The sequence below is a fragment of the Cohnella soli genome (assembly GCF_042655525.1).
Taxonomy (GTDB): Bacteria; Bacillota; Bacilli; order Paenibacillales; family Paenibacillaceae; genus Cohnella; species Cohnella soli.
On the sequence record NZ_JBHSMI010000025.1, the window covers coordinates 716,758 to 729,602 of the forward strand.

Here is a 12,845-nt window from a genome sequence, read left to right on the forward strand (position 1 = left end):
ACACGCCGTTTATTTATACCTAATGAACGCTTTACCGGATATTCCCGACGGCATTGCCCGTTTCTCGTATAGATTGGCCAGCGTGTTCGCAACGCGAACGCGAATCTCATTGGGGCCTGGCCGCACAACCTCCGCGATGTCCCAGCGATAGGGCGGCCACAAGCGCGTCCCCGCGGACTGGCCATTGACCCACACCTCTGCCGTTTCCCGTACATCCTCAAGCTCCAATTCGTACTGCCGCGGCCCTTCATCGGTTTGGATGTCATCCAACTCTACGGTTTGAGAATAAATCGCCTTGCCCGACAGGTAAGGGTAACCCTCTTGATTCCAAAATCCGGTTATCTGTTCGTTGCAGGCGATCAGGGAACCTTCTTCGTTCAAAGCGAAATCGCCGATCAGGAACGACGGGAAAGAAACCGGTATCATCGGCTCCAGCAAGGAGACCGTTATCAGTTCGAGCCAATTCTCTCCTGCCTGGACATAAGGCGTTAAATCCGCACTTTTGTAGAAGCGATCCTGCCAACCGGACGGCTCCAGCGCCGGGAGACGATGGCCGTTCATGTAGATCTCCACGCTTCTGCGCCGGCTTAAAAAGCCGATGTGAGATGGCACATATTGATCGATGTCGTCGGTAATCAAGCGTAATGTTTTTCCTACTGCCGACGCATCGATCATGATCCGGGTTCGGTAAGTGTTCGTCTGGCCGGGCATCGTCGCGTTCATGCGCGATTCGCGGTCGTTAAAGGTCACTTCCCAGCGATCCAATATTTTTACGTTCGGATCTTCAAGCGCAAACGTCCACGCAGCAGGCAGCTCAATTGACTTTATACAGTCACCGGAATGTTCCGATGTTGCTGAGGAAGCGGTTTCATCTATACAGACGATTCGCAGCTCGCCGGGATCGAGACGGAACTCTTGCAGCTCCCGTTGCCGAAGACTGACGATCTCGCCGCTTTCCAGCTTCCATTCCTCCGCCATTTCCCCCGGCTTGATGAGGCATTGCATTTGCGCGGTCTCTTCCGACCAGTTCATCATCCAGAAAAATCGTTTTCCTTCTACCGAACGGCATGTCGCGATTACTTTTTCCCGCTCCGTCTCCGGAATGAACCAGCGGCCGGTTACCTGATCAACGCCGGAGTGCTGCCTAAGCTGATCGCACAAATTGCGGGCATCGTCCGCCGTTGCCTCGTGCTCGGACAGAAACAACGTAACGCCTCGTCCATGCTTGTGCCGTGTTTCCCCATCAGGCTGCGGAAAAAGAGGCTTCATATGCTTCGCAAGCTCCGGATCGTCCATCTGCGTGAAGCTATGCAAAGGTACTTCCCCGATCGCAATCAGGAGACCGCCCGCTTGAACGAACTCATTCAGCTTGGCCGCCGTCGCAACGGACATCACTTTCATTCGCGGCAAAATAACGGCACGATACTTCTCTGGCGATTTAGCGAACGTTACTGCGCCTTCTTCCACGCGGCTGTCGGGAATTTGACTATCGTCCGCATAATCGTAATCGAGCCGGTTGCGGATCAGGCGATCGGACAATAGAGCATGCAGCAAGTCGGAAGCCGGCTTCAACTCGGCCCGGCCGTTCTCGAACATTTCCTGATACACGGTATGGACCGGATTCAGCAGCAGAATATGCGCATCGTGATGACCCGTGCTGCCCATCAGGCTGAGTCTGGCGATATAATCGGCGAACGCCTTGTAATGCTCCCAATGAGGGGCATGGTAAAATTCCGTTTGAGGAAAGTCCGTTTTACGGTACCCTTCGAACGAATAGTAGAAGGCATGGGGAATAAACAGATTAACTCCGAGGAAAGCCATAAAATTAGCGTCCAACCTCCGCTGTCTCATGGAATAGCCATGATCGCTCGCTCCGAACGCCTCGCAAACGACGCGCTTTTTTCCTTCGATATGGGCAACCGAGGAGGAACTCTTGACGGACAGAATGCGGTACGGGTTCTCTTTCGTGCCGATGCCGGCCTGCAAATAATCGACGCCCGGATAATGAAACTCCCGCAGCACTTGCGTCTGGTTGCCTTGCGAACGCGCTTGTCCCCAAATCGGCTCTTCCAGCGTATGTCCGATATAGGTCAATCCGCGCGTTTCGCACCAGGAGCTTAACGCCCGGTGATAGGCGTCGATATACCAATGCGTAAGAGACGCGTAATAATCCTCGCGCACCTTATGACTTATCCCTTCCACTTGATAAAGAAGCGCTCCGAGGCTTGAGCGAAGCGAATAACCGCAGCGCTGCTCGAAGCGCTCCAGAAGGTTGCTCGTCCAGGCGAAGATCATGCCCGGCAAGTTGCCGTTCAAATCATCGACGCGGGTCTTCATTGCCTCCACCCCGAAAAATCCGTCGTGAATCATGAGACCGGGCTCATCGGTAAACACCCCTTGGATCAGCGTTCCGAAATGTTCCGACAACCGGTCAAACGGCGCATAGCCTAGTTCCATGAATCGGGCTACGGCTTCCGGATTCATCGTATCCAAATAGTAGCCGCGGGCAAAAGTGACCTTCTCGGCGACCTCGCACTCCCAGAAGGCGAGGACAACATAATCGTCGTCCTCCGCCGGCTGCCACGTTCCGCCGTACAAATCGGTCAAGTCGTGCGGATGTTCATGTAAAATAAGGGATTCCCCAGCTTGCTGCTTGATCCGATAAGCCAAAATAGCGATTAGAGATTGATTCTCTTCCAAGATGAAGTCGAGCGAACACCCCCGCTGAGAATCCGCTCGGGAGCAGCGCTTCTCCTCCACTCGCAAATAACGCATCCGGTATTCAGGGTGTTGACGGGTCAGTTTACCTCCGAACGTGCCGCTTGGCCAATTATCTTCATCATATAGCCAGACGTGCATGCCAAGCTTGCCGCATTCCTCGATGCAGGTTTCCAGCATGTCGAAATACGGCTCCGACAAATACTCCACCGTCTTTCCATGCCTGGAATGAAGCACGACCCCTCCGATGCCCTTATCCGCCATTTCGCGCAGCTGACGGACGAGTTCCTCCGGTTTATATTCGTGGTTGAGAAACCAGAACGGCTGAGGCCGATAAGCAGCGTCAGGGTCGCCGAACGTTCGTCCGAGATTTTGCAAGTCGCTCATTTTACGCCTCCACGATTTTTAACGTTAAGATTTCTTTCGCAGTGATCGGGAACCCTTCCTCTATAGATCTAACGCTATCCTTAAGACTTTCATCCAACTCGGCCAATCGGACGTCCCGGATATCCAGATAACTCCGTACTTGAACATGCCCGTCCTCTCCCGGATTCCACATTCGGACGACCCACCCGCTGCCATCCTCGGCCTGCTTCAAACAGCTAACGTAGAGATTGTTTTCCTGCGTCGGGTTAACGGATAGGAACGATCCAGTCGAGGGCCATTTCCCTTCATGCTGCACGTCGGCCTCGACGAGGAACGATGATCGATAGTCGCTGGCCTTGCCTAAACAATCTCCTTGCAGCCAGTTCCCCTCATGGGGGATAAGCGTATATTCAAAGCGATGAACGCCCGGACATTGCCCTCCCGGGGCCGGATAATTGGCGCCAGCGGCTTGGCCGACACTGCCTGACGATCGCAACAAGGTCAGATAAAGGCGCGTGCCGGAACTCCCATTTACAGCCTCGTATGCCGGAAGACCCTTCGTCGAGAGGCAAAGTCCTTCCTTGCTGTCCGACACGTCGACGAATTCCTGGAACGGCTCGTCTCGCCATGCTTCGCCGACATTCCGGACTTTCCTCTCGACGACATGAAAATGATCGAAAGCGGCAACGGTTGGAGCATGCAGCCCCGTATCGAATACGGCCCGCAACATATGGTCTTCGCATACGTTGTCCAGATCGACGATCAGTTCCAGCCGCTCGGTGTTCGCATGTAACGTCGCAAACATTGTAATACGCATCTTTTTAGACTGTATCGAGCGTCCATCTTCCCCGGAGGCTTCTGGCAGTTCCCACATCATGTCCGCCTTGAACACGATACGGTCAGGCTGTTGTTCATGCAGCCGCCAGTCCGCTTCGCATGATCTGGAATCCCTTTCGTCGCTAACGACATATTCGCCATGATCGTACAAATCTCCGATCTCTTCCCGGTCGACAAAAAAGTTCAAGTTGCGGTAAATACGCCCCGTGCGCTTATACGCCAGTTCGAACGTGCCATCCGGGTGAAAACCGACTTTAATCGTATCGTTTTCCATTCCGTTCTCGCATAGGGTTACGGTTGAAGGAGCCGCTTCCGCTTGAACGCCGGGTTTGATCCAGTAGGTTCTATACCCCATTTCCGGAACATCCGTCGCTCTGAAATCTACTTCCAGCACGGTGAACACCTGATCGTCCGGCCGCTCGTCATCGGCATCCTTGGAAATCACGACCGACAGCATCTCGGCGGTCATATAGACGCTTTCCAAATCTTTATTTTTATCCTTGATGTGGCGGATGACGGAGGGAACGGTTCGGCCCTGGTCATCTATCAGCGTATAGGCATCATATTTGAACTTTCGAGGCACACGGACGAGGCTTCGAACCGGACCTGAATGCGTTCGTCCGAGCGGATTGACCACGACGACAGCAACCGCGTCATGATCCTTACCGGTCGTATCGATAGCGGATATCAGCTCATGAAGTCCATCTTTGATCAGGTAGGCGCCGGTGTGCTCGATTTCCTCATAACGATTCAGCATATCTTTATGCACTTGATCCACGCTGCAACCGCATATGGAATCGTGAGGATGATTCGCCAGCAGCAGCTTCCACAGATGCCGCAACAGCCCCTTGGGATACGATGCCCCTGACGCGGCGGAGGCCATCGCCCATAAAGGCTCGACTTCTCTTTGCAGCAGGATTTCGCAGCGGTCGTTCTTTTGTTTCAAGGGCATGTAAGAGGACAACGTTCCGACCAAATCCATCGGCAATTCGTCCGAGCCGCGCATCTCGCCCGCATACACGGACAGATGACGGGCATCCTCTGCCACTACGTTCAAGTAATCCTCCGGCGTGCCGTAAACCAATTCATATTTCTCTTGATTTTCATTGATATAGGCCATCAATCCGGGCAACGACTTCCGAGGTTCCATATGGTCGATCCCGACGGAAAAGTACAAGTTGGATGTAGCAGCTTTGCAGCCCTGACTACCAGCCTCCTCCAGAAATCGGGCCATCGTCTCGTCGGGATCGGGATTCAAAGAAGCCTGCTGCATGATATCGGTCCATATATCGGGATAACTCAGAAATACGCCATGATTATAACCATGGTTGGCTGCCAATACTTTGGAACCGGCCGGTCCTTCCCACCAAAACTCGTAGTGGGCAAGATCCGCTCCCCACTTGGGTCTTCCGCGCCCGAAGGTCGCGAACGGAATGCGAAAACCGTTCAGAATCAGGGGTAAACTCGCGATGCTGCCGAAAGAATCGGGCACGTAACCGAGCATCATCGGCCTGCCGCGCATGTCCCGGACCGTCTCCATGCCGACCAACAAATTCCTGATCATCGACTCTCCGTTTTCCAGAAATTGATCGGCTAGAACGTACCATGGACCGGCGACCAATCTGCCCTCTTCCATGAGCAGCGACAATCGCTCCCTCTGTTCCGGTCTGATAGCCAAATAATCCTCCAGCACGATGGCTTGCCCGTCAAGCAGGAAACGATAGTCCGGGTGGTCATCCATGATCTTCAGGAGATTGTCCATCAAGCGAACAAGTCTTACTTGAAATTGACCTTTCGTCATCACCCATTCCCGGTCCCAATGGGTCGTCGGCGCGATGAAAACTTTTTTCCTATTCATGCCTGTTTCCCGCCCCTCTTATCCTTTAACCGAACCTGCGGTTATTCCGCTAATGATGCTCTTCTGCATGAACACGTAGAAGATCAGAATCGGCAGCATCCCGAGCACGAACATGGGCAATAGCGCGCTCCAATCCGTCGAGAATATCCCTACGTTCGCATAGATCATTCGCGTGATAGTGAAATATTTAGGCGACATGATAAACAGGATTTGTACGAAAAAGTCGTTCCAGAACGCCACCGATTGGATGATGATAACCGTTCCCGTTACCGGCCATAGTAAAGGGAAACAGATGCTCACGAACGTTCTGATAATGGATGCCCCATCGATTTTCGCAGCTTCCTCCAGTTGGATCGGTATCGTTCGGATAAAGCTGTAATATAGAAAAACGACGAATGAAATATTCGAGAACACGAATACCAAAATAACCCCGAGCAATGAATTCATCAAATGAAACTTCACGAAAATTTTGAAAAGCGGAACGATCGCCATTTGGAACGGGATAATAATCGATGAAATGAATAGGTAATAAACAAACCTGTGGAATCTGTTATTCCTTCTTACCAGGGTGTATGCCGCCATGGAGCCGATGAGTACGATGATGATGACGGCGCCTACCGTTGTGATGACATTGTTCATGAACACGTGTTCATATTTCATGTCTTTCCAAGCTTTGAAATAGGCGCTTAACGATAGGTGAGACCATTCGAAGCTCATCGGTTTCGCAAGCACGTCCTGAGGTGGTTTAAGCGTGTTCACGATCAAATAATAGAACGGGATCAAGATGACCAGGGAAAGAACCCAGAGCAGCAGCTCCAATAGGATATTCGATCTTTTCGAGGCGCGTAAGGCTGCCGACTTCATGATAAGCTTTCCTCCCTCTTGGAGAAATAGCGCAGTTGGATCATGGAAACGATCAGAATGATAATCAGCATGACCACGGAGAGCGCCGACGCATAGCCATATCTGTTCTCGGAAAACCCGTAGTTGATGATCGAGAACGTGATCGATTCCGTGGCGTATCCCGGTCCTCCGTTGGTCAAGGCCAAAATTTGATCGTAAACTTTAAATCCGCCGATAGTAGACAACAATACATTGATGGTCATGGCGGGAGCCAAAAACTTGAACGTAATATGCCAGAAAGCTTGGAACTTGTTTGCGCCGTCCATCGTCACGGATTCGTAAAGTTCAGCGGGGATGCTTTGCAGGTTGGCTAAGTAGATGATCATGGCCCAACCCGTCGTTTGCCATACCGCAACGAAGATAACCGACTTCATGGCCAAGCTCGGTTCACCCAGCCAATTGCTCGGCAAAAAATGAATGCCAAGCTGATGAATGACATGGTTCAAGAGACCGGTATCGCTGGACGATAGGATAAAGGACCAGAGAAACCCGATGATCAAGCCGCTGAAGCACCACGGCATGAAATAGATCATCCGCAGGATGTTTTTCGTCTTGATCTTGGAATGAAGCGCGACAGCCAGCGGTATAGCCAAAATGTTCTGGAGCACGGTGGATGCAATCGCAAAATAAACCGTATTCTTCATCGAAGCGATCAACCGGTCATCCTGAAATACATCGATAAAATTCCGAAACCCGATGAACGAATAGTTCAATTTGTTCACGCTGTAATTCGTAAAGCTATACATGAACGATTGAACGGAAGGATATAGAAAGAAGATGATAAACCCGACGAGCGCCGGGAGCAGCAACAGCTCATACTGCAGCGACACCTTCCACTTTTCTTTGTTAAACATAGAGTCGCTCCAATCCCTGCAAAGCATGATTCTGTGATTTAATGAACAAAAGGCGGTATTCGCATACCACCTTTTGTTTGCGGAACGAATAGGTTATCTCTTCGTTCTGTTTACTCCTGTGCGGCCTTCAACTGGTCGGCAACGTAATCGTCGATCGCTTTCAAGCCTTGATCGACCGTTTTCTTGCCTCCTACGATTTCTTGGCTTGTTTTAAACCACGTTCTGACGAAGTTCTCTCCGTTGATCTTCTTGAACCCTTCCCATGGCGAATAGGTTCTGCCGGCTCCAAGAGTTTCCTGCAGTCCGGATAGCGACGGATCCAATCCGCCTTGCGTCCCTTTGATCGTAGGACCGCCATGCGTAACTGCAATCCACAGCGCGTCCCCTTCAGGGCTTGCCATGAAGTCCATAACGCGTAAAGCTTCTTTCATATGTTTCGAGTTCGCATTCACGCCGCCGCCCCCTGCGACGCCGCCGATCGCCCATTGCTCTTGCCCATCCGCAGCGGAAGGATAAGGGAAAATGTTGAAGTCGAAGTTGGGATCTTTCTTGTGCATGTCAGCCACTTGCCAGCTGCCCATACTAATCATCGCGGATTTGCCGTTCAGGAACTCGTTGACCATGTCGTCTACGGACATCCCGAATGCATCCGTACCGATAATGCCTTCTTTAACCGCTTTGTAGAACTCGTCAAGTCCCGCTTTCCAACGCTCGGAATACGTTGTTTTTCCGGCTTCGACATCCGGTTCGATAATTGCGCCGGTTGACAATACGACGCCCAGCGCCATTTTACCGATGACGTCGCCATCCTTATCGCCCACGCCCATCGGTTTAATGCCGGCCGCTTTCAGCTTCTTGCTGATGTCGATGAGCTGATCCCACGTTTTCGGGATTTCAATCTGGTTGTCCGCAAAAATTTTCTTGTTATACATGATACCTTGGAACCACGTTTCGAATGGAACGGAGAAAATCGATCCATCGGGTTGGGTCGCCGACAACTTGGCAGCATCGCTGAGCCTGTCGATGAACGGTTGGTCATTCAGTTTGAGCGCATAGCCAAGCTTGTAGAAATCGACGTTCATCGGAGCGATATCCGGACCTTCGCCCGCTGCGAACTGTGCGTTCAGCACTTTGTTGGCTTGAGCGTTATCCATAAATACAAGCTGCAGATCGATATCCGGATTTTGGGCTTCGAACGCCTTTTCCAGATCGCCGAACAAATTAGGATTATATTGAACGACCATCGTAACCGGAACCTTCTCAGTCGGCGAACTGCCGGGACTTGCCGTCGCCGAGGCCGAGGCCGACGGAGAGGATTCCGCATTGTTATTGCTTTTGCCGCAAGCGGCCAGAACGAGCGACAATGCCAGAAGCCCGCACGTGATCGAGTAGATTCTTTTATTCACTTTTTTTCCCCCATCTGATTTTTTTAGATGTGTCCCGAGGAGACCGATTCTCTTGAACACGATCTAATGACTCAATCATAAGTGCAGCGAGAAAAATTGATAATCTCGAAGTATTTAGATCGATGTTCTAATATTCAGCTGTTATCGGAAGCTTGACCCATACGCTGGTTCCTTCTGACAGTTTAGTTTCGATCAGGAAGCTCGTGTCTTCTCCATAGGTCAATTTCAATCTATCTTTCACGTTTTTTAATCCGATGCTTTTGGCATGGAGGTCCTCGTCATTCAAAAGGCGATGGACTCGTTCTAATTGTTCGGAAGACATTCCTTCACCGTTATCGGACACTCGAATAACGACATTCCCTTCTTCCAAGCAAACTGAAACGCTTACAAATCCTCCTGCAAATTTCGATTTCAACCCGTGAATCAATGCATTTTCCACTAAAGGTTGGATTAGAAGCTTTGGAAGTTGAATATTTCTCGCTTGAGGATCCGCATCGATCGAATATTCGAACCTCTTGGTGTTGCGGCTTTGTTGGATTTGCAAAAAGGATTCGAGATAGTTCATTTCGTCCTCCACACGCACGATATCGCCGCTCTCATATAGCACGTAATCGAAGAGTTTGCCTAAGCTCTCAATCGTCGTTTCAATGTCTTTCGTTTTATTCAGGACAGCCATCGCGTGTAGAGATTGCAAGGTGTTGTTGAGAAAATGCGGGTTGATTTTAGCTTGAAGCGCGCTGAGTTCCGCCTCTTTTTGTTTGATTTTCACGAGATAATTTTCATTGATCAGTTGCTTTAACTCCACGACCATCCGGTTGAAGTGTCTGCTTAGCATCCCGACCTCATCGTTGTTCTCCACTTCCACGATTACGAGGTCATTCCCTCTGCCGACAAGATCCATTTTTTCCTTTAATTTAATGATTCCTCTCGTTATTTTGGAGGAAATGAACAGCGAGGTCGCCATTGCAAGCAAAACGGCCGTGAAAATGATTAGTACGGTCGTAAACCTTACGCTTCCCGCAACTTGTCCGATTTTCGTCATCTTCGTGGTGATGACCGTTTTCCAGCCGGTTACAGGCGATGTCGAATAGACGACTAGGGAAGGCGTATTTCCTTCCGAGATCGTAAAAGTACCTTTGTCGTTAGCTTTCATCTCTGCCAAATCGTCTTGATTGTAGGAGGTGCCAATCAATTGATTATCCCGGTTAGCAATAATCGTCCCTGCACGATCTATAATCGAAATATCTTGAGAGCTATCCAATCCGATCTTCCCGAATATACTCGTAATCTTTTTGATATCGATATCGATCATAATTTCTCCTGCATTGCGACTGTTGGTTTTCAACGAATCACGTACGGGAATGATAACCGAAATGACGCGCGTGTTCGACGGATCGTAATAATAATCATTATGATGAGGACCGACGAATGAAGCTTTAATCAAACGGCTGATATTATTCGTAAACCAAGTTTGCTTATTGAAATCATAATCTTTGCGAGTCGAACTGTTTTTATCGTAAATCGCCCGCCCGTCTTTAATGACAAGGATATTATCCACATAAGGAATCATGTACGTATATTGGACCAGAATGTTTTGGAGGTTTTGATTATATTCCAGTTGATCGACGAATCCGGAGAAATAATTTTCCACGGAATCGATCAAGGTTCGGTTATTGGCGGTCAGTTGAATGATCGTTTTGATTTCTTCAAAATAGGAATCGATATTCAAGCTTGTTTGTTCGATCGCTTGTTTAGCGCCGCTTTCCATTTCATTGCGGATTACGCCTACTGAGATCCGATAGATGACAGTCCCTTGAACGATAAGAAGGGCGATAGCCATGAGGGAAAAGATGAGCGTGATTTTTTGCCGCAACAAGAGATTCCGGTACGATTTCCGAATTCGATTGAGGATCCGCTTCATTTGCCGAACCCCGCCATCGTGAGTTTGTACTCGGCAGGCGTACACCCGACCGCTTGCTTGAACATTTTGCCGAAATGACTGGGATTGTGGTAACCTACCGCTTGTCCGATCTCATATACGTTCAATTGCGATGTTTCCAACAGCTCTTTTGCTTTGTCGATTCTGACCCCCGTCAAGTAATCCCAGAAAGAAACGCCCGCCTTTTTCTTGAAATAGGATGAGAAATAAGCTTTATTATATCCGGCAAATTCGGCGATTTGCTGCAATGTTATATCCTCCCCGATATGATCCAAGCAATATTGCTTCACCTTGGCGATTAATTGATCGTCAGGGTCCTTTCTAGCCTGTTCTGCCGTCATGGCCGCCAATGCCAATTGTTGAAGCATCCATTCCTGCAATTCCGTTAACGTTCCGATGTTCTCCATAAGCGACGACTCGCCCGTCTGCTTTAGAATCGGCGACAGTCTGCCTATCAAGTTGTTGCAAGCTAAGAAAATCGCTTGTTTATCCGCATGATGATTTTGCCTGATACGCGCAAAACCGGATAGGATGAGCTCCGTCGACTCTTGGTGTTTGCCTAGCAGAATGCACTCGACGATTTTGGCGGACTCGAACAGATCTGAAGAAACCACTTCAGCCTTGTCAGATGGATCGTACATATGAATTCCCGGCTTTCCGGCAAAGAACATTTGCTGCGAGGCTTTTTTCGCCTCTTGGAATCCTTTGGGCAGCTCGGAAACGGAATGCAGAATGCTGCTTACGCCAATATTGGCGATAACGCCTAGATTGCATTCTATTTCCTGCTTAATACCGACCCATACATCCCTATGTTCTTCATGAATAGACGCTTGCCGTTGTCCCGCATAAGAATATATAAGCGCAAGTTGACGCACGTCATCAAACAGAAGAAGCGAATGGTACTCGGGCAACAACACTTCCTTTTCCCATTTTCTCAACTTAGCTTCAATATCGGTAAATCGTTCAATGGATCCGTCTGCCGGAATTTGCAGTTCAATATATAGCAAATAATAAAACAACGATTTTGTTTGCATGTTCCAGCCGTCCAATTGCTCCTTATCGGCGAGTTCCCATTGATACCCTTTTATCAAACTGTGATATAGGCTTTTCTTGAGCAGCGTTTCCCGCTCGTGCTTGCTCTTTCTCTCCCGCTTAATCCCTTCGATGACGGAAGTGAGAACAGCGGTTAATCGCTGCTCGCTGAATGGCTTTACCAAATAGTCATGAGCTCCTAGACGAATCGCTTCTTGCGCGTATTCGAACTCCTTATAACCGCTCATGAAAATCACTTTGCTGCGGCTGCCTCTTCGCTTGAGTTCCTCAATAAACTCCAGTCCGGTCATTCCCGGCATACGAATATCCGTTATGATAATATCGGGACGCTGTTCTACGACAATGTTCAACGCATCGACCGGGGAACAGGTTTCAAGCGTTCTCTCGAGTGGGAGTCCGCTGCGCTCGATCATTCTGTATAGTGCCTGAACAATATTCTCGTCGTCGTCGAGAATGAAAACGTTCATAGCTGCATCTCCTCCCATTATGTCTGACCATGTCTATTGTAATCGATTTGTTCATTTTGACTACAGTTCAAAGATTTCATCGCAAGGGACATTCGCAATACTATACAAAACCCAATCATGCAAAAAAAGCTCCTGAATTGTCGCAAGGACAATTCAAGAGCTTGTTCATTGTTAAAGTGGTGCGGTCAAGAGGACTCGAACCTCCACGTCATTGCTGACACTAGAACCTGAATCTAGCGCGTCTGCCAATTCCGCCATGACCGCATATTTGTGTTATTCGCGAATCGCGTCAACGAAATATAGAATACCACGTGTGGGCGTTCGCGTCAAGAAAAAAAGATATCCCTGTCGTTGTGCTGTGATAATGTCACCCTATAACTGTTCTGAGATAATGTCACTATGAGACAGGAGACAGTGACATTGAGCAGAGCCGAATTGAAGAAG

The 12,845-nt window shown here is 49.5% G+C and carries 7 protein-coding genes and 1 tRNA gene; all 8 read right to left on the minus strand.

Annotation, left to right across the window (positions count from 1 at the left end; genetic code table 11):
* Positions 1–9 precede the first annotated feature (9 nt).
* The 8 genes from ACFPOF_RS16105 to ACFPOF_RS16140 all read right to left on the minus strand — a co-directional run bounded on the left by ACFPOF_RS16105 (position 10) and on the right by ACFPOF_RS16140 (position 12,665).
* Positions 10–3,105, minus strand: a complete 3,096-nt coding sequence (locus ACFPOF_RS16105) for a glycosyl hydrolase (RefSeq protein ID WP_378134369.1) — start codon at positions 3,103–3,105, stop codon at positions 10–12.
* A gap of 1 nt (position 3,106) precedes the next feature.
* The gene (locus tag ACFPOF_RS16110; protein WP_378134371.1) at positions 3,107–5,779 is read right to left on the minus strand and encodes an alpha-mannosidase; all 2,673 of its coding nucleotides are present in this window, start codon (positions 5,777–5,779) and stop codon (positions 3,107–3,109) included.
* An 18-nt stretch (positions 5,780–5,797) separates the two neighbouring features.
* Positions 5,798–6,643: a carbohydrate ABC transporter permease gene (locus ACFPOF_RS16115; RefSeq protein ID WP_378134373.1), complete on the minus strand. Its 846-nt coding sequence runs from the start codon at positions 6,641–6,643 to the stop codon at positions 5,798–5,800.
* Positions 6,640–7,536 carry a carbohydrate ABC transporter permease gene (locus tag ACFPOF_RS16120; protein WP_378134375.1) on the minus strand — a complete coding sequence of 299 codons (897 nt, stop codon included), beginning with the start codon at positions 7,534–7,536 and terminating at the stop codon, positions 6,640–6,642. Before ACFPOF_RS16120 ends, ACFPOF_RS16115 begins: the two co-directional genes overlap by 4 nt.
* Before the next feature lie 110 nt (positions 7,537–7,646).
* Positions 7,647–8,942, minus strand: a complete 1,296-nt coding sequence (locus ACFPOF_RS16125; RefSeq protein ID WP_378134377.1) for an ABC transporter substrate-binding protein — start codon at positions 8,940–8,942, stop codon at positions 7,647–7,649.
* Positions 8,943–9,069: 127 nt separating this feature from the next.
* Positions 9,070–10,863: a cache domain-containing sensor histidine kinase gene (locus tag ACFPOF_RS16130; RefSeq protein WP_378134379.1), complete on the minus strand. Its 1,794-nt coding sequence runs from the start codon at positions 10,861–10,863 to the stop codon at positions 9,070–9,072.
* Positions 10,860–12,401: a response regulator gene (locus ACFPOF_RS16135; protein WP_378134381.1), complete on the minus strand. Its 1,542-nt coding sequence runs from the start codon at positions 12,399–12,401 to the stop codon at positions 10,860–10,862. The genes ACFPOF_RS16130 and ACFPOF_RS16135 overlap by 4 nt, the downstream gene beginning before the upstream one ends.
* A 177-nt stretch (positions 12,402–12,578) precedes the next feature.
* Positions 12,579–12,665, minus strand: a tRNA-Leu gene (locus ACFPOF_RS16140).
* Positions 12,666–12,845 lie beyond the last annotated feature (180 nt).

Bases quoted from the DNA above. Each gene is read 5' to 3' on its own strand.
- ACFPOF_RS16105 (WP_378134369.1), bottom strand. From the start codon at position 3,105: ATGAGCGACTTGCAAAATCTCGGACGAACGTTCGGCGACCCTGACGCT.
- ACFPOF_RS16110 (WP_378134371.1), bottom strand. From the start codon at position 5,779: ATGAATAGGAAAAAAGTTTTCATCGCGCCGACGACCCATTGGGACCGG.
- ACFPOF_RS16115 (WP_378134373.1), bottom strand. From the start codon at position 6,643: ATGAAGTCGGCAGCCTTACGCGCCTCGAAAAGATCGAATATCCTATTG.
- ACFPOF_RS16120 (WP_378134375.1), bottom strand. From the start codon at position 7,536: ATGTTTAACAAAGAAAAGTGGAAGGTGTCGCTGCAGTATGAGCTGTTG.
- ACFPOF_RS16130 (WP_378134379.1), bottom strand. From the start codon at position 10,863: ATGAAGCGGATCCTCAATCGAATTCGGAAATCGTACCGGAATCTCTTG.
- ACFPOF_RS16135 (WP_378134381.1), bottom strand. From the start codon at position 12,401: ATGAACGTTTTCATTCTCGACGACGACGAGAATATTGTTCAGGCACTA.